The sequence below is a fragment of the Corynebacterium sp. 51B genome (assembly GCF_008930785.1).
Lineage (GTDB): Bacteria > Actinomycetota > Actinomycetes > Mycobacteriales > Mycobacteriaceae > Corynebacterium > Corynebacterium megadyptis.
The window spans coordinates 97,455-121,154 of the sequence record NZ_PQMK01000001.1 but is presented as its reverse complement, the minus strand read 5'-3'; the positions used below and the strand labels follow the sequence as shown (position 1 = coordinate 121,154).

Here is a 23,700-nt window from a genome sequence, read left to right as displayed (position 1 = left end):
TATGTCGCGCTACTCTACTGATATTTTCTCCGGTCACGCCTCCCGCTCCGCGCCCCGCTATCCGCAGCTGGCGCTGCCCCCAGGCGAGGTTGTGGAGGTGCTGGCCACCGGATTCGTCGGCGCCATCGTGGGCTATGAAAAGGCTGTCGAGGGCGATGTGGTGCGGCTAGAAGATCGCCGCGGTACCCGCCGAGTATTCGTGCTGCGACCGGGCGCTTTCCTCGTGGAGGGCAAGCGGGTCACACTGCAGCGCTATGTGGCACCAAGTGGCCCGCAGCGCTCCAATTCCGGCTCCCGCAAGGTAGCCAATGTGCAGGCGAAAGTCGCCGCCCCCTCGCGCATTTGGGTGGAAGGTATCCATGATGCCGCGATCGTGGAAAAGGTGTGGGGCCACGATCTTCGCGTCGAAGGCGTGGTGGTGGAATATCTGGAGGGCTTGGATAATCTCGAGCAGCGACTGGCCGAGTTCCAGCCTGGCCCCGGCCGGCGTATCGGGGTGCTGGCCGATCACCTCGTGCGCGGTTCCAAGGAGACCCGCTTAACCGAGCGCCTCGGCCCCGATGTGTTCGTCACCGGCCACCCCTATGTGGATATATGGGCGGCGGTCAAGCCCGAGCGCCTCGGACTCAAAGCATGGCCGGAGGTGCCCTATGGCGAAGACTGGAAGGAAGGGATCTGCCGCCGGGTGGGCTGGTCCGACCCGCGCGAAGGATGGAACCGGGTGTATAACGCCGTGCACAGCTTCCGTGATCTCGATTCCACGCTCATCGGGGCGGTGGAACGGCTCGTGGATTTCGTCACCGTTCCCGAGCTAACTAAGGAAGACCTCACTTAGTACTTTTTCACGTATTCTGGACAGCGTGAGTGCACTAATTTGGTTCATTGCAGGCATAGCGCTCGTCGGTGCAGAAATGTTCGTCGGCGAGCTCACCTTTCTCATGCTCGGAACAGGGGCCCTCGCTGGGGCTGGTTCCGCGTTGCTCAGCGATTCCTTGTGGGTGCAGCTCATCGTGTTCGCAGTGGTATCAGTGAGCATGATCTTCTTCGTCAAACCAGTTCTTCGAAAGAAGATGCTCTCGTCTACCTCTGATCGAGGTAGCTCCCTCGCAGCGCTTGCTGGCCGCTCCGCCGTGGTGGTGGAGCCGGTGGATGAGCACCGCGGTTTGATTCGCCTCGATGGCGATCTGTGGTCGGCTCGTGCAGTTGATCCTGCCGAGTCCTATCAACCGGACGATACCGTTCATGTCCTCAGAATTGACGGCGCCACCGCCGTCGTGTGGAAAGAGAGCTCATAACCATAGCCATGGAATTTCTTCCTCTCGCATTATTTGCGCTAGTGATCGTGTTTGTCGCGGTCGCTATCGCACGCTCTATTGTGATCGTTCCCCAGGGCTCTGCCGCCGTGGTGGAGCGCCTGGGTAAATACACCCAGACCATCGCCCCCGGTATTGGCTTCCTCATCCCCTTCGTGGATAAGGTGCGCGCCAAGGTCGACACCCGTGAGCGGGTGGTGTCCTTCCCGCCGCAGGCCGTGATCACCCAAGACAACCTCACTGTCGCTATCGACACGGTGGTGACCTTCCAAATCAACGAACCCGATCGCGCCATCTATGGTGTGGACAATTACATCGTGGGCGTGGAACAGATCTCTGTGGCCACGCTGCGTGATGTGGTCGGTGGCATGACCTTGGAGGAAACCCTCACCAGCCGCGAGGTGATTAACCGTCGTCTCCGCGGCGAGCTCGACAATGCCACCACGAAGTGGGGTCTGCGCATCTCCCGTGTGGAGCTGAAGGCTATTGATCCGCCATCCTCCATTCAGGCCTCCATGGAGAAGCAGATGAAGGCCGAGCGGGAAAAGCGCGCTATGATCCTCACGGCCGAGGGCCAGCGCGAGGCGGACATCAAGACCGCCGAGGGTGAGAAGCAGGCTCGTATCCTCGGGGCGGAGGGTGAAAAGCACGCCTCGATTCTCGCCGCCGAGGCCGAGCGCCAGGCCATGATGCTCAAGGCTGAGGGTGAACGCGCCGCTATCTATCTGCGCGCCCAAGGCGAGGCCCGCGCTATTCAGAAGGTGAATGCCGCGGTCAAAGCCTCCAAGCTCACCCCGGAGGTGCTGGCCTATCAGTACCTGGAGAAGCTGCCGAAGATCGCCGAGGGCGAGGGCAACACCACGTGGATGATCCCATCCCAATTCGGTGACTCTCTGGAGCGCTTCGCCAAGTCCTTCGCCAAGAAGGACGAGGAGGGGGTGTTCCGCTACGAGCCCAGCGGCGTGGATGAGGAAACCAAGCGCGTCGCCGAGGTGGATGAGGACGAGGATTGGTTCAATACCGAATCCGCCCCCGAGATCGCCGCAGCAGTGGCCGCCGCTAATGCCGTCGCCAATAAGCCGGTGGACGAGTCCGATCCGGCCCGCTCGATCGAGGCCTCAGTACCAGACGGCACGGCTACACCGCAGCACTCTGCGCTCGATACAGCACCCAGCCCGCTACCGGATACTCCGGCGGCACCCGCACCGCAGCAGTCCGCAGACTAAGGACTGCACTCGCGGCCCCGCCCCTGGCTTCTTGTGCTGGGGACGGGGCCGCTCGCCTGTGCGGGGTGGCGTATCCGAGCTAGGCGAGCGAGTCCGCCCGCTGTAGAAGGTGTACGGCCAGTTGCCAGCCGGCGGATTCCGCCAGCCAGCCCGCCGCCTGCAGCCGCTGCGACATCGCCTGTTTCGAGATGCCCAGTTCCTCGGCGGCTTCATTCTGATTCAATCCCTGGCGCACCAAGGCGGTGGCCTCGCGGCCCTCGTGGGTGCGCTTGGAGAACACATGATTGAGCAGGGCGAATACGGCAATAATGTCTTCGGTGATATCCGCCGTATCCACCCCAGGAGCGGAGATCTGTGCCTTAACCGTGCCCGCGCGCACGCGCTGCGGCATCGCTGCCGTAGCGATGGCCCGCACCCGCTCGGGGTCATTGGACAGGGGAGTCACCCCGATGGATACCGCCCACTCGCCGGCGCTCAGCAGCGCCATCGCGGTATCAGTAGTGGCACGGGCGGAGTCGATGGCCGCACAGATATCCTCCACCCCTAAGACGTCGAAAGTCCCGACACCATCGAGGGTGGACAGCGCCTCGGCGGAGCGTGCCACCAGCTCGGCGCGGTGGGTGGAACGGCCCCGATAGCGGGCGTGTACTGCAAACATCTAGACCCCTTTTTCACCTGGCACTCATGGGGACGGGACGCCACTGGGCCTGGATACTGGCCGAGAGGGCGTCCCTTAAGTCAAGTCCTAAACGTAGACTATACCGAAGGCTGGGGCGTGTGTGGGGAGGCTGGGCGAAGCGGCAGGAGAGCGTCGATAAGCATCCCCATGGCGCCCATGATGAGCAGGGCGATGGTGATGAGAACAAGGCGTGCATCGCCGCCGTGGCTCAATGCGGATCCCAGCACCACGGTGGCGATGGTGCCCGGTGCTGAGCCGATGAGGGTGGCGAGGGTGAACCAGCGACGCGGCACCTCTGAGATCGCGGCCACGTAGTTGAGAATGGAAAAGGGCACCCCGGCGATCATGCGCAGGCTGGTGACGGCCAGCCAGCCGCGGCGGCGCAGATGGGTGTTGATGGTCTCCACCGCTGGGTGGGTGAGATGGGGGCGGATCCAGTCGCTGAGGAATGCCCGCACCACGCTCAAAGAGATCCATGCCGAGACAGTCGTACAGCTCAGCGCCAGCACAATGCCGATGAGTGGGCCGAAAAGCACGCCGCTGGCGAGAGTGAAGACGGTGCGCGGAATAGGGAACTGGGTGGCCACGATATAGATGGCGGCAAACGCCAGCACAAACCCCGGGCCCAGCGCCTCACTCCAGGCGCGCCACTGCTCCATGCTGGGAATATCCACCAGCAGCGGCACCGCGATCACCGCCAGGACGCACCCCACGATAGCCACCTGGCGCAGCCGCGACTGTGCCCGGAAACCGCGGGCGATTCCACGCAGCGAGCGAGCTACGCGGCGCGCGGCGGCGGAGAGTCTGTGCATGGGCTCTGAGCATAGCGCCCCTGCCCGTATCCGCCCATATGGCCACGAACTGCGGACACACTCTGTGGACAAACCAACAGGGTGGTGTTGCTTTATTACCCACATTGGTGAGTATGAATCTATGCACTTCCGCAGCTATGCGCGGGCAGGGCCGGCGACGGCGGCGTCAATCTTCACATGAAGCGGGGGCTTGGCACTACACTGATGAGGTGAATGTGACCGTTTCCGAATACGGCGGCTCGGTGTGAGCACATCGCCTCGCACGGAGATGCCGCCGTGGAAGAAACGGAGCCCGCACTGCGACAGGGAATGGGTGCTCGACGCACCGCCCTGCGGGACCATTTCTTGCGCTGGAAGAGGTCACGATTCGAAGAGAATATTTCTGCGACAAATCAAGCTAGAGAGTCGGTCTCTGCCCTGGCTCGGGCGTCGCGCGGCCGCACCGGATGGTGGGGCATGCGCTGTATGCGTGGCGCCTGCACGCGAGGTAGGGGACGGCTCGACAAGGGAGAAGGTTCACTGTGACTGATACACAGTCCGGTACCCCCAACGCTGATCTTCCCGAGAACTACTCGGAGATGGAGAACGCGTGGCACAAGGCAGTAGCCAAAGTGTTCGCACGGGTACAGAAGAAAGATGTCGCCGACGCTCCACTCGATGTGTGGAAGAAGTTGGTGAAGGCCACCTATAACGATGTAGACATCAAGCCGCTCTACAACCGGGCCGATGAGCTCGCGGAGGCAGCTGCTCCCGGACACTTCCCGTACCTGCGCGGTGACAAGACTGCTCACGCTCGTGAGGGCTGGGGAGTGGCCGAGTCCTTCGAAGGCGAGACCGCCAATAAGGACATCCTGCACGCCCTGCGTGTGGGCACCACTCACCTCATCATCGACGGCACCGATCTGGAGAAAACCCTCGACGGGGTGCTGCTGGATCTCGCCCCGATCCGCCTCAACGCCGGAGCTACGGTCGCTGCCGCGGCCGATGCGCTCTACCAGCTGATCGACGAGGCCGGCGAGGAGGTAGCCGAGGGCGTGAACATCGATCTCGGCGCCGCCCCGCTCACCGCCGTCTATGACGGCTCCGAGACCATCAGCCTCGACGAGGCCGTGGAACTGGCTGTGGCCGCCGCCAAGCGCCCCGGTACGGTGCGCGCCATCCTCGTGGATACCGTGCCGCTGTCCAACCAGGGCGCGAGCGATATCCAGGAGATTGGCTACGGTATTGCCGCTGGCGTCGAGTACCTGCGGGCGCTTGTCGACGCCGGGCTCTCGGCCGAGGAAGCGCTTGGCCAGATCGCTTTCCGGGTTGCCGTCACCGATGAGCAATTCGCGCAGATCGCCAAGCTGCGTGCCCTACGCAGCCTGTGGGCTCGCGTTGCTGAGGTCATCGGCGTGCCCGAGGCCGGTTCGGCTGTGGTGCACGCGACCACTGCGCCGGTGATGTTCTCGCAGCGTGATCCGTGGGTGAACATGCTGCGCGTGACCGTGGCCGCCTTCGCCGGCGGTGTCGGTGGCGCCCAGGACATCGAGGTGCTGCCTTTCGACGCGGCTGTGCCCGGCGGTATGCCCACCGCCTCCCGTAACTTCACTCACCGCATCGCCCGCAACACCAACCTGTTGCTGCTGGAGGAGTCGCACCTGGGTCACGTGATCGACCCGGCCGGCGGTTCCTTCTACGTGGAGTCGCTGACCGCCCAGGTCGCCGACAACGCATGGGAGATCTTCACCTCCATCGAGGGCGAGGGTGGCTTTAGCTCCAGCACCGAGACCGTGCAGGCTGCACTGGATAAGCAGGCCGAGATTACCCGCGTGGACGTGGCTCACCGCCGCAAGAAGGTCACCGGCATCAACGAGTTCCCGAACCTCGCGGAAACCCCCTTGCCCCCAGAGAAGCGCGATGCCACCCCGGGTATTCGCCGCTGGGCTGCCGAGTTCGAGCGACTGCGTGACCGTTCCGACGAGTTCCTCGCCGAGAAGGGTGAGCGCCCGCAGATCGGCCTGATTCCTTTGGGCCCGCTGGCCAAGCACAATGTGCGCACCGGCTTCACCACCAACCTGCTCGCCACCGGCGGTATCCAGGCCCTTAACCCGGGCCAGGTAGAGCCCGGCACCGAGGAATTCACCGCCGCCGCACAGGCATCGCCGATCGTGGTGATCTGCGGCACCGACCAGGAATACGCCGCCTCCGGCGAAGCGGCCGTTAAGGCCCTGCGCGAGGCCGGGGTGAAGGAAATCCTCCTGGCCGGCGCGGAGAAGTCCTTCGCCGATGCCGAGGATATGCCAGACGGCTACGTAAATATGACCATCGACGCGGCCGGCACCTTGTCCGAGCTGCTCGAGAAGCTGGGAGCGTGAGGAGACAATGACCACCATCCCGAATTTCGCTGATGTCGCTCGTACCCCCGAGGCAGCCACTGCGGCTAGCAACGTAGACGGGATCAAGGGCGAGGAGCAGGTCTGGGCTACCCCGGAGCGCATTGATGTCGCCCGCGTGTTCACCCGTGACAACCGCGATGAGGCCGTCAATGACACCCCCTCGCACCCGCTGGATTCCTTCCCCGGTATGCCCCCGTTCATGCGCGGGCCGTACCCGACGATGTACACCAACCAGCCGTGGACGATTCGCCAGTACGCCGGCTTCTCCACCGCGGCCGAGTCCAATGCCTTCTACCGCCGCAACCTTGCCGCCGGTCAGAAGGGCCTGTCTGTGGCCTTCGACCTCGCCACCCACCGCGGCTACGACTCTGATAATGAGCGCGTGCTCGGTGACGTCGGTATGGCCGGTGTGGCCATCGACTCCATCTTGGACATGCGCCAGCTGTTCGAGGGCATTGACCTCTCGAGCGTGTCGGTGTCGATGACCATGAACGGCGCCGTGCTGCCGATTCTGGCTCTCTACATCGTCGCTGCTGAGGAGCAGGGCGTGAAGCCGGAGCAGCTGGCCGGAACTATTCAGAACGACATTCTGAAGGAGTTCATGGTCCGTAACACCTACATCTATCCGCCGCAGCCCTCCATGCGCATCATTTCCAATATCTTCGAGTACACCTCGATGAAGATGCCGCGCTGGAACTCGATTTCCATCTCGGGCTATCACATCCAGGAAGCCGGTGCGACCGCCGATCTGGAGCTGGCCTACACCCTCGCCGATGGTGTGGAGTACATCCGCGCCGGTAAGGCAGTGGGCCTGGACGTGGATAAGTTCGCCCCGCGTCTGTCCTTCTTCTGGGGCATCTCCATGAACACCTTCATGGAGATCGCGAAGCTGCGTGCCGGCCGCCTCCTCTGGAGCGAGCTCGTGGCCACCTTCGATCCGAAGAACCCGAAGTCGCAGTCGCTGCGTACGCACTCGCAGACCTCCGGGTGGTCGCTGACCGCCCAGGACGTGTACAACAACGTGCCGCGTACCTGCATCGAGGCAATGGCCGCGACCCAGGGCCACACCCAGTCGCTGCACACCAACGCCCTCGACGAGGCGCTGGCGCTGCCCACCGACTTCTCCGCTCGTATTGCCCGTAACACCCAGCTGCTGCTGCAGCAGGAGTCCGGCACCGTGCGTCCGGTGGATCCGTGGGCTGGCTCCTACTACATCGAGTGGCTCACCAATGAGCTGGCTAACCGCGCCCGCAAGCACATCCAAGAGGTGGAGGACGCCGGCGGTATGGCTCAGGCCACCGCCGAGGGCATCCCGAAGCTGCGCATCGAGGAATCGGCTGCACGTACCCAGGCCCGCATCGACTCCGGCCGCCAGGCCCTCATCGGTGTGAACAAGTACGTGGTGGCCGAGGATGAGCAGATCGAGGTGCTCAAGGTTGAGAACTCGCGCGTGCGCCAGGAACAGCTGGACAAGTTGGAGCGCCTGCGCGCTGACCGCGATGAAGAGGCAGTAACCAAGGCCCTCGACGCCCTGACCTACGCCGCCGCCCACGAGGACGAGAAGGAAGCCGGGGATCTCTCCCTCAACCTGCTCAAGCTCTCGGTGGATGCGGCTCGCGCCAAGGCCACCGTGGGCGAGATCTCGATGGCTCTGGAGAAGGTCTTTGGCCGTCACGAGGCCGAGATCCGCACGCTGTCGGGCGTGTACAAGGACGAGGTCGGAAAGGAAGGCCAGGTGTCTAACGTGCAACGCGCCATCACGATGGCCGATGCCTTCGAGGCAGAGGAAGGTCGCCGCCCGCGTATCTTCATCGCCAAGATGGGCCAGGACGGCCATGACCGCGGCCAGAAGGTGGTGGCTTCCGCCTACGCCGATCTGGGCATGGACGTGGATGTGGGACCGCTATTCCAGACCCCGGCCGAGGCCGCCCGCGCCGCCGTGGACGCTGACGTGCATGTGGTGGGCGTGTCCTCCCTTGCCGCCGGTCACCTCACCTTGGTGCCCGCGCTAAAGGAGGAGCTGAAGAAGCTAGGCCGCGAGGACATCATGATCGTCGTCGGCGGCGTGATTCCTCCCGGAGATTTCCAGGAGCTCTACGACGACGGCGCCGCCGCGATCTACCCGCCGGGCACCGTGATCGCGGACTCTGCCATTGACATGATGCAGAAGCTCGCCGCCGATCTCGGCTTCGATCTTCCTGATCCGAAGGAGGAGGCCGCAGCGGAGTAGCGCGCCATCGCCGCTACGTTCGCTGCCGGCTCAGCCGCTCACGCACCGCCCCTTGCACAACGCCCGATCATGGCCTGTGCAAGGGGCGGTTGTGTGTGCAGGGGAAGAAGGCATGGAATCAAGACCTGCCACGCTGCGGCCTGCCCTGGGCGAGGTACACACGGGCCTGGGAGCGGTGAGGGTGATTCTTATTAACCCCCATCTGGACTCACGCGCTGGGACGCTCAGGCACAATGGGGAACGAAGGACTATTTTCTGCAGAGAAAGGCTGGGAGCACCTAATCATGGAGGGCACACGCGAATACCTTGAGGAAAACCTCGGATCGCTGACTACCACGGCCGGAACCGATCTTGGCACTGCCACCGCCGTGGCCCCGGAGAAGGTGAAAAGGGCACGCCGCCGCATTAATGTTGAGGAGCTTTTCGACGGCGTCCGCAATGGTGAGCGCACCGCGATTGCCCGCGCGATCACGCTGCTGGAGTCTAGCGCCGCAGCGCATCGCGTTTTAGCGCAGGAACTGCTGGTGAAGCTGCTGCCCTTTAGCGGCAATGCCTTACGCGTGGGCATCACCGGTGTGCCTGGGGTGGGTAAGTCCACCACGATCGAAAGCCTCGGCATGAAGCTGGTCGATGAGGGCCACAAGGTGGCGGTGGTGGCGGTGGATCCCTCATCCACCAAGACCCGCGGTTCGATCTTGGGCGATAAGACCCGCATGGCTAAGCTCTCGGCGCAGGATGATGCATTTATTCGCCCCTCGCCCTCGGCGGGCACCCTCGGAGGCGTGGCGAAGGCCACGCGCGAATCCATGGTGGTCTTCGAGGCCGCGGGCTTCGACATCATCATCGTCGAAACCGTCGGCGTCGGCCAAAGCGAGGTGGCCGTGTCCAATATGGTGGACTGCTTCACCTTCCTCGCCCTGTCTGGGGCTGGCGATCAGCTCCAAGGCATTAAGAAGGGAGTGCTGGAGATGGCTGATCTGGTGGCCATCAATAAGGCCGATGGCTCGAATAAAAAGAACGCCAAGCGCGCCGCCCGAGAACTGGCCGCGGCGATGCGCATGGTGCGTTCCGAGGACGATGATTGGCACCCACCAACAATCACCATGTCCGCCGTGGAGGACACCGGGATTTCCGAATTCTGGGAGATCGTGGAAAAGCACCACCAGTGCCAATTGGAGACCGGTGCCTTCGAGCGGCTGCGCCGCGAACAGCAGGTGGGCTGGATGTGGCAGATGGTGCACGAGACGATTCTGCAGCGGCTCAACACCAATGCCTCGGTGCAAGAGACCAAGCAATTGGTGGAATCGCAGCTCAAGCAGGGGCAGATTACCCCGACGCTCGCCGCCGAGCGCATCCTCGCCGCCTTCGATAATGTTGCGCAGCCGGCACCGACGCCGGGGGAGGGTGATGACGCCAACTAGGGCCGATACCCGCTCAGGGCCGCTCTCAGGCCAGCCTTGATGAGAGCAGAAAGCTGCACCGCCAGCCCCACGTCCACGGGGATGGCGGTGCAGCTATGTCTGCGCTTGTCTCTAGCCGCCCAGCATGCGGTTGAGCTGCGCGACCAGCCACAGCACAAGCACGAGTCCGATGAGCACCATGCCACCAATGAGGAGCAGCTTCTGGGTGGGAGCGAAGCTCTCGCCCTTCGCTGGGGGCTGGTAATAAACGATGAGCGTGGCGAGGATAAACCCAATGATATTGCCGGTGAGCAGCTGGTGGACCACGCTGAACATGGCGTAGATGCGCAGCGTGCGCAGGTTTTCGGCCTCGGCCACACGGAGGAGTGCGGCCATAATAATCACCGAGCAGCTAGCGACGAACGCCAGCGCCACGCCGGGATCGGTGATGACCTCCTCGAAGCTCATCCCCGTCTGGGTACTCACCGCGGTTTGGTAGAGCAGATAGGCCACGGCGCTGAGCAGCCAATACCAAAAGAGAATCGTAGTGGCACGGCGATAGTCCTTGAACATCGCGAAGAATGTGCTCACGAGCGCCTGCTTTCTAGTTGCTGTTCGTTGTAGACAATAAGGCTGCGGGCCACGTAGTCCAGCAGCACGTTCAATCCCACGAAGGAATGGTGCAGCCCGGTGTTGATGCTGGTTATTGTCGGCGTTGAGGTGTAGGTGAGGGTGCGATCGGCATGCTGGGCGATATATCCATCGCTGCGTGCCGCGATCAGCAGTACCCTGATCCCGCGCAGCTCCATCTCGTGCAAAATCTCCTCGAGGCCATCGGTCGCTCCCGATAGAGAGACGATGACCACCATGTCTTCTGGCCCCATGACCGCGGTGGAGGCACTGAACTCGTTGATGGTCGGCAACACCACGGTAAAGCGACGGCTCGAAATCAATGACTTGGCGAATTCCTCGGTGGCAAGCCGCTGCGCATAGCCGGTGGCGAAGCAGTACAGCGTGCGCGCGTCGGCGATCCAGCGCAGAATCTCGGAGAGATCGGTGCCCTCCATGGTCGTGAGAGTGGCCTCCACATCCGAGCGCAGCACCCCAACCAGATCCTCTGAGGGAGTCGGGCTGTGGGCGAGGGAGTTTTTGATAAAGAACTTGAGTTCGCCGAACCCTGTGAAGCCGAGCTTCTGAGTCAAGCGGATCACGCTCGAGGTTGAGGTGAACGCCCGGTGTGCCACAGCGCTCAGCGTGGCATCGGCCACGAATTCCTGCTCGGCCAAAATGAAGGCCAAGACATCACGTTCAGTGGCACTGAGCCGGAGCTCAATCTTTTTTACATGATCCGCCAGATTCATGGCTCACAGTCTATCCCTAGAGTTAGCGCATCTGCTGCACCTCGTGGGACCTGCCCGCAGACACGGCACGAGGTGCCGCGCGAAGCACTACGCAGGAGAGTCGCTTGTGACCATCGCTTCGAAGGCGTCGCGGACTTGGGGAACATCCATGCCGACGATCACCTGGAAGGCGCGGCCCTTACGGACGATGCCCATCGCACCCGCGTCCTTGAAATCGGCGTCATTATCGGAGACCAGCGCGGCATCATCCACCGAAACCCGCAGCCGAGTGGCGCAGTTATTCACATCCGTGATGTTTGCTGGCCCGCCGAGCAGGGCGAGGAAATCCCGGGCGCGTTGGCTATAGGGATCATCGGCCACCGCCTCAGCGTCGGCATCCGTGCTGCCTTTCTTCTCCGCCTTCTTCGCCGCCTGCATCTCGCGATACTCCTTCTTGGAGTAAAGCTTCACATCGGCCCCATCGGCCTCACGGCCGGGAGTCTTCAGGTCGAGCTTGAGGATGAGGAAGCGGAAGAGCAGGAAGTAGATGGCGGTGAAGCTGAGGCCGATAAGGATCTGAGCAATATAGGTGGCGTGGTGGTTGGCCCACAGCGGCACCCAGTTCTGGAACACGAAATCGATCAGGCCACCGCCCATGTTGCCCACGACGCCGAAAGAGTACATGACCGCGGCCATCGTCGCAGCCAGGAGGGCGTGGACGACGAAGAGAATCGGGGCGGCGAAGAGGAAGGTAAACTCCAGTGGCTCGGTGATGCCAATGAGAATGGCGGTCAAGCACACCGGCACCAGCAGCGTGAGGGTTTCCTTGCGCCGCTCGGGGCGAGCTGTCGTATAAAACGCGGCCGCGATGCCAATCGGGGCGAATACCTTGGAGTTGCCGTGCAGCGAGAAACCGCCCGAGGGGAAGAGATCCTTCAAGGATTCGGTGGAGGAGGCATACTCATTCAGGTGCGCCACCCAGTACTTGGTAATGCCATCGGGCACCACTGCGGGGCCAAAGACGAAGGGGGTGTAGATGAAGTGGTGGAGTCCCGTGGGGATGAGGATGCGCTCCATGAACGTGTACAGCCACACGCCAAAGACACCGGAGGAGATAAAGAATCCCTGCATGCTGGCGATGCCGCTCTGGATACTCGGCCAGATAAACGCAGTGAGTAGTGCCACCGGAATCATGAGGAAAAATCCGAGGGCATAGACGTATTGGGTGCCCTGGAAGATACCGAGGAAGTCCGGCAGTTTCGTGTTGAAGTAGCGGTTGTGCAACCACACCACGATCGCGGAGATAATGATCGCGCCGAAAATACCGGTGTCGAGGGTTTTGATGCCGGCGATCTCTTTCAAGCCGGAGGTGCCGCCGACCTCAGCGCTGAAGTCCACGCCGAGCTTATCGCCGAAGTGCTCCAAGATAGAGCTGAGGAAGTACTGGAAGGTCAGATACACCATTGCGGCTTCCAGCACGGCGCGAGCATTGGCTGTTTTGGCGAGGGCGATAGGCAGGCCCAGCACGAAAAGCAGCTCCATCTGATTGAAGACTGTCCAGGCGCCGGATTGCCACACGGTCCAGAAGGACCACCACCAACTTCCTTCGGCGGCAATTCCGCCCACGAGGTCCTCGTTGAGCGCGATGATTGACAGGCCCACCGCGAGGCCAGCGAAAGCGAAGATGAGGACCGGGGCCAGCATGGCCGAGCCGAACCTCTGGACTTTCTCCATCATGGTTTCTCGTCCCTTTCCACTTCAGGGGCGCAGCTAGGGTGCAGGTGTCATGAGCTGCGTGTGTATTGGCTTAGTCTCTATTCATAGTTCTTCGCTTCAGTGCTGAGAAGCACTTTTGCGCCGGCTGGAGAACACTCCAGATTTTGGAGCATCGCGGCCTTCTGTGGCGCCGCCGCGGCTTCATACACTGGGGGAGACCGCTATTGTTGCGCCCCCGTGAGCTAGGAAGGCCTATGAAGGTTCTCACCCTCAACACCCACAGCTGGATGGAAGAGATGCAAATTCCCAAGCTGTATTCTCTCGCGCGCATGCTTGTCGACGAGAGCATCGACATTATCGCGCTGCAGGAAGTCAATCAGTCCCGTTATATGCCTCCGGCCGCGGATCTCGAAGGGTGGATACCTGCTCGGGATGCCTTGGATTCCATTGCCGTGCACGGGGACAACTACGCACTACTGCTCGTGCAGGCTCTGCGGCAGCTCGACTCCCACACCGCGTGGAGCTGGACGTGGATTCCGGTGCACCGCGGCTTCGGCGTCTTCGATGAGGGTACTGCGATCGTGTCCCGCCACGGCATCGCGGAGGCGCGCCAGCTCAGCCATGGTGGTGGATTCGAGTATGACGACGTGCGCCGCCGCGCCTCGCTCGCGGTACATAGCGCTGGTCTGTGGTGGGTATCCTCCCACTTCTCGTGGTGGCGTGGCGATAACGATACCTTCTTCGCCCGCGAATGGCGCCATATGAGTCCGCAACTCGACCAGCTGCGCCGCCTAGCCCCAGTGGTGCTCTGCGGCGACTTTAACGTTCCTGCCGGAGACACCGACGGCGGCTACGACTACGTGATGCGCTCGGGCCAGTGGTCCGATAGCTTCCACCAGGCGGCTGAGGTGCAGGGCGAGGCGACTGTGCACACAACAATTCACGGCTGGGACGACAACACCCAGGATTTGCGCATTGATTATGTGTTCACCAGCAGCGGGGTGCGCGCCCGCAGCCACACCGTGGTTTTTGCCGACAACAGCTCCGAAGCGGTGTCCGACCACTCCGGCATTGTGGTCTCGCTGGACACCACACCCGATCACGACCCACAACTCTAAGGAGTACCGAATGACCAGCCCACGCCGCAGCGTGCTCGACAACGCGGTGGTCTATCAGATTTATCCGCGCAGCTTTAAAGATTCCGATGGCGATGGCATCGGCGATATCCGCGGCATATGCGAAAAACTGGATTATCTGCAGCAGCTCGGCGTCGACGTGCTGTGGCTTTCTCCTATTTTCGCCTCGCCCAATGACGATAACGGCTATGACATCTCCGATTATCGCGCGGTGATGAAGGAATTCGGCACCATGGCCGATGTGGAGGAACTTATTGCGCAGGCACGCCAGCGCGGAATGAGGATTCTGCTGGATCTGGTGGTCAATCACACCTCGGATGAACACGAGTGGTTTCGCCGCTCCCGTTCCTCGAGGGACAATCCCTATCGCGACTACTACATCTGGCGCGATCCAGCCGAGTATAGCGAAGACGGCACGCCGCTGCCGCCGAATAATTGGATCTCCGCATTTAGTCCCTCGGCATGGGAGTTCGATGAGACCACCGGGCAGTTCTATCTGCACATGTTCTCCCCCAAACAGCCCGACCTGAATTGGGAGAACCCTGAGGTTCGCCGCGAAGTCTACGATCTGATGCGTTTCTGGCTTGATAAGGGCGTCGGCGGTTTCCGTATGGATGTGATCAACCTGATTTCCAAGCCGCAGGAGCTTATCGACGCACCCCTGGCGGCCAATGATCCCGCCGTCGCACGCGGCAGCCGCGAATCCTCGCTCGCTATGAGCGCCAATGGGCCACGCGTTCACGAGTTTCTCCAGGAGATGCGCCGAGAGGTGCTCGACGACTATGACACGCTCACCGTAGGGGAGACCCCGATCACCACGGTGGAGGACGGCATTCTCTATGCCGGATTCGAGCGCGGGGAACTCGACATGATCTTCACGTTCGAGCATGTATCCCTCGACTTTTCCGAGCAGGGATGGGGTAAATGGTCGGATCGTCGAACCAGTCTGAGCGCACTCACTGCCACGCTGGAGCACTGGCAAAAGGGACTAGAAGATCGCGCCTGGAACTCGCTGTATTGGAATAACCACGACCAACCTCGGGCCGTATCCCGCTTCGGCAATGACAGCCCCGAGTACCGCGTGGTGTCCGCCTGCATGCTGGGCACTGTGCTGCACATGATGTGCGGCACCCCTTATATCTACCAGGGCGAAGAGATAGGGATGACCAATGTCAGCTTCCCTGAGATCGAAGACTACGACGATCTCGAAACCCACGACGCCTATGACACGTATGTGCGCAGCGGAATCATCTCGCATGAGCATATGATGCGCTATATCGCGGCTAAGAGCCGCGATAACGCCCGCACTCCTATGCAGTGGGATGAGAGTGAGCACGCTGGCTTCACCACGGGTACTCCGTGGCTGCCGCTGAACCCGAATTATCCCGCTATCAACGCCCGTGCCGCCGTGGCAGATCCGCACAGCGTCTATCATCACTACCGGCGCCTTATTGCCCTGCGTCGCGAGCATCCAGTGATTCGCTGGGGGAGCTTCCACTTGCTCGAGCCAGGCAGTGAGACCATCTTCAGCTACGCCCGCGCCACCGCGGAGGAACGGCTGGTGGTGGTGGCCAACTTCAGCGCCACCACGGTGGAGTGTGACTACGCAGCTGCATCTACCGCGGCGTTGCAGCGCCGTGGCGTCGAGGGCGCTGGGTGGCAGCTGATCTCGTCTAACTACGCAGACGATGCGGGTAGCGTTCTGCGCCCCTATGAGGCGAAGGTATATCTGGGCCACGCCCCGCAGTCCTAGCCCGCGCGCTGCAGGCGAGGGGAGACGTCCCGGTACGTATAGCGTGAACAGGGCTCTCCGCTCGCTTCTGTCTGGGCGCGGCAGTGGGGTAGAGGCCGGTATCGGGGGCTACCCGCCGCCGTGGTTGCTGTGCGCCCCGCGCACCGAGACATGAAAAAATCCCGCGCTCATCCGAAGATGAACACAGGATTCATAGAGTGCCCGAGGGGGGACTTGAACCCCCACGTCCGTTAATAGGACACTAGCACCTCAAGCTAGCGCGTCTGCCATTCCGCCACCCGGGCTTGGGTTTTGTTTGCAGCCTCTCGGCTGGGCACTCGCATACTGTAGCCCGAACGCGGCAATATAATCAAATCCCCTGCACAACGATACATTTCGGCACCTATGAACGGAGTGAATCTCAGCGGTGAAAGTTCCGCTTCGCGGCACGGCTGGGAGTTTTTCGGTAAAAACGGGGAGTATGAGCAACTACAACGATGCACGATTTCCCGGACCCGATCCCTATGCCCCGTTGAAGGACTTGCCGAGCTTCCCGCTCTCCTCGAGCGACTTCGAGGACGGCGGCACCTTCAAGGAGGAGCAGCTCGGCGGCCAGGATGTCTCCCCGCAGCTGGCCTGGTCTGATCTTCCCGAGGGCACGAAGTCTCTCGCAATCACCTGCTTCGATCCAGATGCTCCTACGGCCTCTGGTTTCTGGCACTGGGCTGTGTTTAATATTCCCGCCGATGTCAGCGAACTCGCCACCGGTGCGGCCAATGATGGCACCCTGGAGTCTCTGGGCGATGTTGTCTCGCTGCGCGCCGATTCGGGCTCCCGCGGCTACTTCGGGCCGCAGCCGCCGGAGGGCCACGGCCCGCACCGCTATCTCTTCGCGGTGCACGCCGTCGATACCGAGAAGCTCGACATTGATCCGGACGCCACCCCCACGGTGCTCGGCTTCAACCTCTACTTCCACTCGATCGGCCGTGCGATCACGTGGGGCTGGCACGAAAACTCCTAAACTCGCCGGCTTCTCCCATCCCCATCGCCCCCGCATTCGGTGCGGGGGCGTGCATATAACCCCAGCGTGGGGTAGTGTTTTGAATCACTATGGGAAAAAAGAAGCGTTCTCGGCCCCGCACCACTCCTGCATCCTCTGCGCAGCGCGCCCGCACCCCGCGGGCGCAGGACAAGACGGCCGTGGTGGTCGTTCCTCCGGTGCTGCGAGTGGGCGGCGCATTTTTGGCCCTAGCCATAGTCTTGGCGCTGTTTACGCTGATCAGCCTGATCACCGGCGGTTTGACCGGTTTATTTCCCGTGACGTGGGGGTTTTTGCTGATCATCGTCTCGGCCATGTTGCTGGGTGCCTTCGGCACGACACACCGCAATGAGGAACGCACCACCCGCCATATCGTGGTGCTGGTGGTTGCTGTGGGGCTGGTCGTGTTTAGCCGCTTCATCACCACCGAGCCGATTTATATCTTGGAATCGTGGTGGCTGCCGGTCTACGCCACCATGGCTCTCATCTGCGCGCTGGTGATCCGTCGCTCCGTGGCATAGCCACACTGGGGAGTCGGTGGAGCTCCAGCGGCAGACACGCAAGGCAGAAAAGAAGGGCGCGCCCCATGCGGGCGGCCCTTTTTCGGATGTGCGGCTGGCTCTAGTCCACCCACTCCTTGCCACAGCCGACGGCCTGGCTGAGCGAGGAGAAGCCGTGGGCGCGAACCTGGCGGGCGATGCCCTTATGAATATCGCGGATCCAGTCGGGGCCGCCGTAGATCAGGCCGGTGTAGCCCTGCAATAGGCTGGCGCCGGCAGCGATGCGCTCCCAGGCTTGTTCGGGGGTTTCGATACCGCCGACGCTCACCAGCACCAGCTGATCGCCCACGTGCTCCCGCAGGAGCCGGAGCACCTCGAGGGAACGGGCGGCCACCGGCGGGCCGGAGATACCGCCGGCGCCCATGGCCTCGACCTCGGCTGGGTCGGTGCGCAGCCCCGCACGGGAGATGGTGGTGTTGGTGGCCACGATGCCGGCGAGTTTGAGCTCGAGGGCGAGATCGGCCACGGCCAGCACATCCTCGTCCGAGAGATCGGGGGCGATTTTCACCAGCACTGGGGTGGTGGTGGATTCGAGGACCGCCTCCAGAATGGGGCGCAGTGATTCCACTGCCTGCAGATCGCGCAGGCCAGGGGTATTCGGCGAGGAGACGTTCACCGTGACGTAATCGGCCAGATTGCCCAAGAGGGTCGCGGAGCGGCGATAGTCGCTGGCGGCGTGGGCGGCATCGACCACCTTCGTCTTGCCGATGTTGATGCCGATGACATCGTCGGAGCTGCGGCGCTTGAGGTTCTTGGCCACCACGGCGGCGCCATCGTTGTTAAAACCCATGCGGTTGAGAATCGCGCGGTCCTCCGGCAGGCGGAACAGCCGCGGGGTGGGATTGCCCGGCTGCGGGGAGGCCGTGACGGTGCCGAGCTCGGCATAGCCGAAACCAATCGGGGTCCAAGCATCGGGGGAGCTGCCGTTTTTATCGAAGCCGGCAGCCAGCCCCAGCGGGCGGGGGAAACGCACGCCGAAGATGTCTTGGGCCAGGATCTCATCGTGCACCGGCAGGATCTTCTCTAGGCCGCGGTTGAGGGGCCCAGTGGTCTGCAGTACGGAAAGGCCGTTGTTGATGATCCCGTGGATGCGTTCGGGGCGCAGGGTGAACATCGCCTTCAAGGCCTTGTTATAGAGAGTGGAACGGAACGAAGATGAGGCCATACAGGGGTGTCCTTAAACGATGAGTATCAACGGTGTGTCAGAGGGGGAAGTCCGCCAAGCGCCGACGGCGGTAGCCACAGTGCTAGGAGTCGAGGAACTGAATGCCGTCACCGCTAGCGGAGGCAAGAACCTTGGTGCCATTATCCATCACAGCCAAACTCGTGGCATCGGCCACGGTGGAGTAGCGCTGCTGCTCGAGCGGCTCGCCAGTAGATAGGTCATATCCCACGAGGCTATTGGTGCCGGTGGATGCCACCCAGGCCAGCTGCTGGGAGGAGTCCCAGGCCACCGCCCACGGGCTGCGGTCAACGGGCATTGATTGATGCAGGCGCACCACATCGAAGCGGGTATAAACCAAGAGCTGGTCACCCTCGGTGTCGGCGGCGAGGAAGACACCCTGCTCGCCAGGGGCGACCGTGCCGACACCGGCGCCGGCACGCAAACGCCCGCCCTCACGCCGTTGCTCCCTGTCGAGGCCTTGAATAGTGGTGAACTTGCGGTTGATCACTACGACCGGGTCGAGGTGATCGGCATAGGTGGTAGACACCAGCTGATCCACCGTGTCGGTCATCGAGATCTCGGTGGTGGCCGTGGGATCGTCATGCGGAAAGGTAATGATGCGTGAGGAATCTGCGGCGGCAGCCACCACATCGCCGGTGCTGGTTTGGGTGGCGGTGGTGAATTTCTCCTCAGCGGTGCGCGTGTTCTCCAGCGTCGGCGCGGCAGGGTCAATGAGATACACCACGCCGCCTTCTTCCGTGCCGTCGACAGCCTGCGGGCAGGCGAGCACAAAGTCGGTGGCGCCGGCGCTGAGCTCTCCACAGTCCTCGGCGATATCGATAACGCTGAAGTCCTCGTCCTCGAATTGGTTCCGCGTGCCGATACCCAGCTTGTCGCCGGAGCGCACGGCAATATGATCGCCGAGAACGGCCAGCCCATCGATCGTGGTGAACTCGCCGCCGAGCATGAGCACGTCACCGTCCACGTTCTCCGCGGCGGGGGAGCGTTGCGCCTCTGCCGATCCCACTGGACGAGCCTGTTTTCCGGGATCGTCTCCACTGGATCCGCAGGCGCCCAACACCAAAGCGGAGGAGGTCACAAGTGCTGCTAGAACTAGATTCCGACGCTTCTTCACAACGCTTAAGGCTACCAGAGCGCTATGAGAGCGAGACGTCGTCTAAGGCCTCAATGATCGCCTTGGGAAGCTGCACCTCGGCCGCAGCGAAGGCCTCCTCGCACTGCTCCGGTGTGCGCGCCCCCACTAGGGTGGCATCGACCCCGGGTTGGGCCAAGACCCAGGCGATAGCGGCCGTGGTGGCAGAGATATTCAATCCCAGGGCCGCCGTAGTGAGCGCTTCGACGATGGCGCGATCGCGCGCCTCGGAATAGGCGTGGGCCTCCGCGCTGCGTCCCTGTGCAGAAGCATTCTGTTCGCGATACTTGCCGGTCAAGACCCCATGGGCCAGCGGCGCACCGGCGATAAACCCCACCTGCTGGTGGTGCGCAGAAGGCAAAAGCTCCTGCTCGGGGAGGCGATTGAGCAAGTTGTACTCGCCGCTGGCGCCCACCACGCCCCGGGCGGTGACGGGGGCGGCGGCGCGCAGCACGGCGAGTTGCCAGCCGCTGAGCCCACGCGCGCCGACATAGCGCACCCTGCCCGTGCGCACCGCATAGTCCAGGGCATCGGCGACCTCCTCCACGGGGGTGAGCTCGTCCCAGTAGTCGATGGAAAAGAGATCGAGATGGTCCGTGCCGAGCAGCCGCAGATAGCTATCGAGCTGATTGAGCAATCCGCGGCGGGAGCAATCGACGCGGCGACCCACCGGCTGATCCGGCAGCGTGCCCGCTGCGGCCGAAATGACGAGATCTTCCCGAGAGATCTCGGAACCCAGAAATGTACCGAGGTACTTTAATGCGGCCGTGCCGGTGGTGTGCTGCGGGGTGACGTCGATAAGCGACGCGCCGGCGCTGGTGAATAAGCGCAGAATCTCGCTCGCCGCCTCCCGATCGGTGCCCGCACCCCATGTCAGGGTGCCTAGTCCTAAGCGCGGGATGCGCAGTCCGCTCCGTCCTACATTGGTTTGTTCCACGCCTCAAGAGTAGTAGCCTCTAACGGGTGAACGACGTAATCGCTGCACAGGCCCCCGAAACGATGTCATGGACGCAAACCATTGTGCTCTCTATCGTACAAGGCCTCACCGAGTTTCTTCCCGTGTCCTCCTCAGGGCATTTGCGCATCGTCTCCAGCTTGTTCTGGGGCGCCGATGCCGGTGCCTCCTTTACCGCCGTGGTCCAGCTCGGCACCGAGCTCGCGGTGCTGGTGTACTTCGCCAAAGACATCTGGCGCATCCTCACCGGCTGGTTCGCCGGCGTAGTCGATAAAAACAAGCGTGGCTTCGACTACCGCATGGGCTGGATGGTCATCGTCGGCTCCATCCCAGTGGGCGTGCTGGGGCTGCTGCTCAAGGACCTCATCCGCGACAACTTCCGCAATATGTGGATCACCGCCACCGTGCTGATTCTGTTCTCCTTCGTCTTCATTTGGGCGGAGCGCGTGGGCAAAAAACAGCGCAGCTATGACGAGCTGACCATGAAGGATGCGCTGACCATGGGCTTTGCGCAATGCCTGGCCCTTATTCCCGGCGTCTCCCGCTCGGGCGGCACCATCTCCGCCGGCCTGCTCGTGGGCCTGGATAGGGAAGTGGCCACCCGCTTCAGCTTCCTGCTCGCTATTCCCGCCGTGCTCGCATCGGGGCTGTTTTCGCTTCCCGACGCTTTCGCGCCGGACGCCGGCCAAGCCGCCAGCGGCCTGCAGCTGCTGGTCGGTACCTCCATCGCCTTCGTGCTGGGCTATGTCTCCATTGCCTGGTTGCTCCGCTTCGTGGCCAATAATTCCTTCGCGTGGTTCGCGGCCTACCGCATCCCCTTCGGCCTTCTCGTGATGGCGCTGCTCGGATTCGGAGTGCTGCAGGCCTAGAGAGTTATCTGCGCCTGTGCCCGTGGCTATCGCCCCGCTCTTTGCTCCACTATGTGATGGATTAGAGTGGGGCGCATGCATTCTTGGCCTCAACCTGATGTTCCTGCCCTGAGCGGGGACTGCGTAGAACTTCAGCTATACGACACCGCAGATCAGTGCGTGCGCCCCGTCCACCCCGCAGCAACCGCCGGGATGTACGTGTGCGGAATCACCCCTTATGACTCGACGCATCTAGGCCACGCGGCAACCTATGTCGCCTTCGATCTCATCTACCGCCAGCTCCTGGATAACGGCCACAAGGTGGTTTACGTCCAAAACGTCACCGACGTCGACGACCCCTTATTTGAGCGCGCAGCCCGCGATAATGTGGACTGGCGCGAGCTTGGCGACGACCAAACCACGCTCTTCCGCTCGGATATGACTGCGCTGAAGGTGATCCCGCCGCGCGATTTCGTCTCGGTGTCCGAGGCCGTCGGCGAAGTGATAACGGTGGTGCAGCAGCTGCTGGACAAGGGCGCCGCCTATGCGGTGGACGATCCGGAACATCCCGATATCTACGCGCCAATCGACGCCACCGAGCACTTTGGGTACATCTCCGGCTATACCCCCGAGCAGATGCGCGATGTCTTCGCCGACCGCGGCGGCGATCCCGACCGCCCCGGCAAGCGCCACCCCTTGGATGCGCTCATTTGGCGCGCCGCCCGTGAGGGCGAGCCGAGCTGGGACGCCCCCTTCGGCGCCGGCCGGCCCGGCTGGCATATCGAGTGTTCCGCGATCGCCAACAACCGCTTGCAGGACATCTTCGATATCCAGGGCGGCGGCTCCGATCTGGCGTTTCCGCACCACGAATTCTCGGCCGCCCACTATGAATCGCTCACCGATTCCCAGCGCATGGCCGGGCACTATGTGCACGCCGGAATGATCTCCCTCGATGGGGTCAAGATGAGCAAGTCGCTGGGCAATCTCGTCTTCGTGCATAAGCTCACCGCTGCTGGTCATGAGCCGGCCGCCATTCGCCTCGGTATCTACTCCTCACACTATCGCGGGGACCGTGACTGGTCCGATGCCGTTTTGGCACGCGCGGAAGAGCGCCTCGCCGCCTACCGCGCCGCGATGGCCGCCACCACCGATGAGGCTGCCGCGCAGCACCTGGTGCAGCAGCTGCGCGAACACTTGGCTGCGGATCTCGACACCCCTGGGGCGCTGGAGGCCGCAGATGCCTGGGCCGCAGCGCAGGATACGGAGACATCGTCCCCGCAGGAACAGCTCTCGGCTGCAGGCGAGTATGTGCGCACCGCCTTCGACGCCTTGCTCGGCGTGGAGCTCTAACCACCTCTCTCCGCACCGCGATCCAGCCTGGGGTGGGGCTGGCCGCGGTCTCCGAAGCTGCGCGGCGGCGTGGGCTCAGGCAGAATACACACCATGAGCCAGACCACGCCCGCGCCACGCAGCCACTTCGATTCCCAGATCAGCACGCTGTGTGCAGATCTCAGCGACTTCGCCACCGGTGCCTATCTCTCCGACGGTGACACCGACTACTGGGAGGAGCCCTATCCACCAGCCATTGTGCCGCTGGTGGAGTCCGTGCTGCGGGGCTTCCTCGATCGCGCCTATCACTGCGCCGCGGACACCGGCACCGCCAGCGAGGCTGCGCTGCATCGCGAGGTGGATGCCGCCATCGCCGAACTTGAACGCATTGATCGCAGCGTCGATTATGCCCTCTTGGACACCGAGGAATCCGCTGAGTTCAGCGATTTTTTCCGCGCTGTATGCCGCAGCCTCGGCGCCCCGCTGGAGCAGGAGTGGGAGCTCGGCGAGCCCTCGGACGGGGAGAACTAACCACCTCTGCGCTGCGCACTCTGGATGTATCCGCGCCGGCGTCCGAGCGCCGGTGGTGTGTAGGGAGAGCGCAGCTCAGGCAGTGATTAGACCGCTCGGTTTCTTGCGGGCAGGGCCATTGGCTTGGATCACTCGCTAGTTGCGTACTAAGCTGTCTA

21 protein-coding genes and 1 tRNA gene are annotated in these 23,700 nt (G+C 62.6%); 13 read left to right on the top strand and 9 right to left on the bottom strand.

What is annotated here, in order from left to right:
* Position 1 precedes the first annotated feature (1 nt).
* Genes GBB14_RS00535 through GBB14_RS00525 form a run of 3 tightly spaced genes read left to right on the top strand, consistent with a single transcriptional unit; the run spans position 2 to position 2,539 of the window.
* A complete protein-coding gene (locus GBB14_RS00535; RefSeq protein ID WP_151528753.1) occupies positions 2–835 on the top strand; it encodes a DUF3097 domain-containing protein in 834 nt (277 codons plus the stop codon).
* A gap of 25 nt (positions 836–860) precedes the next feature.
* Positions 861–1,295, top strand: a complete 435-nt coding sequence (locus tag GBB14_RS00530) for an NfeD family protein (RefSeq protein WP_151528754.1) — start codon at positions 861–863, stop codon at positions 1,293–1,295.
* Between the two features lie 8 nt (positions 1,296–1,303).
* Positions 1,304–2,539, top strand: coding sequence for an SPFH domain-containing protein (locus tag GBB14_RS00525; protein ID WP_151528755.1), 1,236 nt, complete (start codon positions 1,304–1,306; stop codon positions 2,537–2,539).
* 79 nt (positions 2,540–2,618) lie between these two features.
* Here the strand turns inward: GBB14_RS00525 and GBB14_RS00520 are convergent, their stop codons facing one another.
* The gene (locus tag GBB14_RS00520; protein WP_151528756.1) at positions 2,619–3,197 is read right to left on the bottom strand and encodes a MarR family transcriptional regulator; all 579 of its coding nucleotides are present in this window, start codon (positions 3,195–3,197) and stop codon (positions 2,619–2,621) included.
* Positions 3,198–3,295: 98 nt separating this feature from the next.
* Complete coding sequence (locus GBB14_RS00515; protein ID WP_151528757.1) at positions 3,296–4,030, bottom strand: TVP38/TMEM64 family protein; 735 nt, start codon at positions 4,028–4,030, stop codon at positions 3,296–3,298.
* Positions 4,031–4,551: 521 nt separating this feature from the next.
* On the opposite strand from GBB14_RS00515, the gene GBB14_RS00510 reads away from it, so the two are divergent.
* The 3 genes from GBB14_RS00510 to meaB all read left to right on the top strand — a co-directional run bounded on the left by GBB14_RS00510 (position 4,552) and on the right by meaB (position 10,059).
* The gene (locus GBB14_RS00510; protein WP_370451570.1) at positions 4,552–6,387 is read left to right on the top strand and encodes a methylmalonyl-CoA mutase family protein; all 1,836 of its coding nucleotides are present in this window, start codon (positions 4,552–4,554) and stop codon (positions 6,385–6,387) included.
* A gap of 7 nt (positions 6,388–6,394) precedes the next feature.
* Positions 6,395–8,638, top strand: a complete 2,244-nt coding sequence (gene scpA / locus GBB14_RS00505) for a methylmalonyl-CoA mutase (RefSeq protein WP_151528758.1) — start codon at positions 6,395–6,397, stop codon at positions 8,636–8,638.
* 284 nt (positions 8,639–8,922) lie between these two features.
* Positions 8,923–10,059, top strand: a complete 1,137-nt coding sequence (gene meaB, locus GBB14_RS00500) for a methylmalonyl Co-A mutase-associated GTPase MeaB (protein ID WP_151528759.1) — start codon at positions 8,923–8,925, stop codon at positions 10,057–10,059.
* A gap of 111 nt (positions 10,060–10,170) precedes the next feature.
* Here meaB and GBB14_RS00495 read toward each other — a convergent pair whose 3' ends face one another.
* The 3 genes from GBB14_RS00495 to GBB14_RS00485 form a co-directional block, all read right to left on the bottom strand.
* Positions 10,171–10,629, bottom strand: a complete 459-nt coding sequence (locus GBB14_RS00495) for a hypothetical protein (protein WP_151528760.1) — start codon at positions 10,627–10,629, stop codon at positions 10,171–10,173.
* Positions 10,626–11,399, bottom strand: a complete 774-nt coding sequence (locus tag GBB14_RS00490; RefSeq protein WP_151528761.1) for a MurR/RpiR family transcriptional regulator — start codon at positions 11,397–11,399, stop codon at positions 10,626–10,628. Before GBB14_RS00490 ends, GBB14_RS00495 begins: the two co-directional genes overlap by 4 nt.
* A gap of 87 nt (positions 11,400–11,486) precedes the next feature.
* Entirely contained in the window at positions 11,487–13,115 is a 1,629-nt protein-coding gene (locus GBB14_RS00485; RefSeq protein ID WP_151528762.1) for an alpha-glucoside-specific PTS transporter subunit IIBC, read from the bottom strand.
* A gap of 233 nt (positions 13,116–13,348) precedes the next feature.
* Here GBB14_RS00485 and GBB14_RS00480 point away from each other — a divergent pair, with 233 nt between their 5' ends.
* Positions 13,349–14,212 (top strand): endonuclease/exonuclease/phosphatase family protein, encoded by an 864-nt coding sequence (locus GBB14_RS00480; protein ID WP_151528763.1) that lies wholly within the window; start codon positions 13,349–13,351, stop codon positions 14,210–14,212.
* Between the two features lie 10 nt (positions 14,213–14,222).
* Positions 14,223–15,983 (top strand): alpha-glucosidase, encoded by a 1,761-nt coding sequence (locus tag GBB14_RS00475; protein WP_151528764.1) that lies wholly within the window; start codon positions 14,223–14,225, stop codon positions 15,981–15,983.
* Between the two features lie 198 nt (positions 15,984–16,181).
* Here the strand turns inward: GBB14_RS00475 and GBB14_RS00470 are convergent.
* Positions 16,182–16,267, bottom strand: a tRNA-Leu gene (locus GBB14_RS00470).
* 176 nt (positions 16,268–16,443) lie between these two features.
* Here GBB14_RS00470 and GBB14_RS00465 point away from each other — a divergent pair.
* Positions 16,444–16,983, top strand: a complete 540-nt coding sequence (locus GBB14_RS00465; RefSeq protein ID WP_151528765.1) for a YbhB/YbcL family Raf kinase inhibitor-like protein — start codon at positions 16,444–16,446, stop codon at positions 16,981–16,983.
* Between the two features lie 89 nt (positions 16,984–17,072).
* Entirely contained in the window at positions 17,073–17,522 is a 450-nt protein-coding gene (locus GBB14_RS00460; protein WP_151528766.1) for a hypothetical protein, read from the top strand.
* A gap of 100 nt (positions 17,523–17,622) precedes the next feature.
* Here GBB14_RS00460 and GBB14_RS00455 read toward each other — a convergent pair whose 3' ends face one another.
* The 3 genes from GBB14_RS00455 to GBB14_RS00445 all read right to left on the bottom strand — a co-directional run bounded on the left by GBB14_RS00455 (position 17,623) and on the right by GBB14_RS00445 (position 20,816).
* Positions 17,623–18,726, bottom strand: coding sequence for a quinone-dependent dihydroorotate dehydrogenase (locus GBB14_RS00455; protein WP_151528767.1), 1,104 nt, complete (start codon positions 18,724–18,726; stop codon positions 17,623–17,625).
* Positions 18,727–18,808: 82 nt separating this feature from the next.
* Positions 18,809–19,825, bottom strand: a complete 1,017-nt coding sequence (locus tag GBB14_RS00450) for a YncE family protein (RefSeq protein ID WP_151528768.1) — start codon at positions 19,823–19,825, stop codon at positions 18,809–18,811.
* A gap of 58 nt (positions 19,826–19,883) precedes the next feature.
* The gene (locus GBB14_RS00445) at positions 19,884–20,816 is read right to left on the bottom strand and encodes an aldo/keto reductase (RefSeq protein WP_151528769.1); all 933 of its coding nucleotides are present in this window, start codon (positions 20,814–20,816) and stop codon (positions 19,884–19,886) included.
* 62 nt (positions 20,817–20,878) lie between these two features.
* Between GBB14_RS00445 and GBB14_RS00440 the strand changes: the two genes are divergently transcribed.
* From GBB14_RS00440 to GBB14_RS00430, 3 genes are all read left to right on the top strand, one after another.
* A complete protein-coding gene (locus tag GBB14_RS00440) occupies positions 20,879–21,703 on the top strand; it encodes an undecaprenyl-diphosphate phosphatase (RefSeq protein WP_151528874.1) in 825 nt (274 codons plus the stop codon).
* Positions 21,704–21,778: 75 nt separating this feature from the next.
* Positions 21,779–23,032, top strand: coding sequence for a cysteine--1-D-myo-inosityl 2-amino-2-deoxy-alpha-D-glucopyranoside ligase (gene mshC, locus GBB14_RS00435; RefSeq protein ID WP_151528770.1), 1,254 nt, complete (start codon positions 21,779–21,781; stop codon positions 23,030–23,032).
* A gap of 93 nt (positions 23,033–23,125) precedes the next feature.
* Entirely contained in the window at positions 23,126–23,542 is a 417-nt protein-coding gene (locus GBB14_RS00430) for a hypothetical protein (RefSeq protein ID WP_151528771.1), read from the top strand.
* Positions 23,543–23,700 lie beyond the last annotated feature (158 nt).

Excerpts from the sequence above, each read along its gene's own strand:
- GBB14_RS00535 (WP_151528753.1), top strand. The coding sequence starts at position 2 with ATGTCGCGCTACTCTACTGATATTTTCTCCGGTCACGCCTCCCGCTCC.
- GBB14_RS00525 (WP_151528755.1), top strand. The coding sequence starts at position 1,304 with ATGGAATTTCTTCCTCTCGCATTATTTGCGCTAGTGATCGTGTTTGTC.
- GBB14_RS00520 (WP_151528756.1), bottom strand. The coding sequence starts at position 3,197 with ATGTTTGCAGTACACGCCCGCTATCGGGGCCGTTCCACCCACCGCGCC.
- GBB14_RS00515 (WP_151528757.1), bottom strand. The coding sequence starts at position 4,030 with ATGCACAGACTCTCCGCCGCCGCGCGCCGCGTAGCTCGCTCGCTGCGT.
- scpA (WP_151528758.1), top strand. The coding sequence starts at position 6,395 with ATGACCACCATCCCGAATTTCGCTGATGTCGCTCGTACCCCCGAGGCA.
- meaB (WP_151528759.1), top strand. The coding sequence starts at position 8,923 with ATGGAGGGCACACGCGAATACCTTGAGGAAAACCTCGGATCGCTGACT.
- GBB14_RS00490 (WP_151528761.1), bottom strand. The coding sequence starts at position 11,399 with ATGAATCTGGCGGATCATGTAAAAAAGATTGAGCTCCGGCTCAGTGCC.
- GBB14_RS00485 (WP_151528762.1), bottom strand. The coding sequence starts at position 13,115 with ATGATGGAGAAAGTCCAGAGGTTCGGCTCGGCCATGCTGGCCCCGGTC.
- GBB14_RS00480 (WP_151528763.1), top strand. The coding sequence starts at position 13,349 with ATGAAGGTTCTCACCCTCAACACCCACAGCTGGATGGAAGAGATGCAA.
- GBB14_RS00475 (WP_151528764.1), top strand. The coding sequence starts at position 14,223 with ATGACCAGCCCACGCCGCAGCGTGCTCGACAACGCGGTGGTCTATCAG.
- GBB14_RS00465 (WP_151528765.1), top strand. The coding sequence starts at position 16,444 with ATGAGCAACTACAACGATGCACGATTTCCCGGACCCGATCCCTATGCC.
- GBB14_RS00460 (WP_151528766.1), top strand. The coding sequence starts at position 17,073 with ATGGGAAAAAAGAAGCGTTCTCGGCCCCGCACCACTCCTGCATCCTCT.
- GBB14_RS00455 (WP_151528767.1), bottom strand. The coding sequence starts at position 18,726 with ATGGCCTCATCTTCGTTCCGTTCCACTCTCTATAACAAGGCCTTGAAG.
- GBB14_RS00440 (WP_151528874.1), top strand. The coding sequence starts at position 20,879 with ATGTCATGGACGCAAACCATTGTGCTCTCTATCGTACAAGGCCTCACC.
- mshC (WP_151528770.1), top strand. The coding sequence starts at position 21,779 with ATGCATTCTTGGCCTCAACCTGATGTTCCTGCCCTGAGCGGGGACTGC.
- GBB14_RS00430 (WP_151528771.1), top strand. The coding sequence starts at position 23,126 with ATGAGCCAGACCACGCCCGCGCCACGCAGCCACTTCGATTCCCAGATC.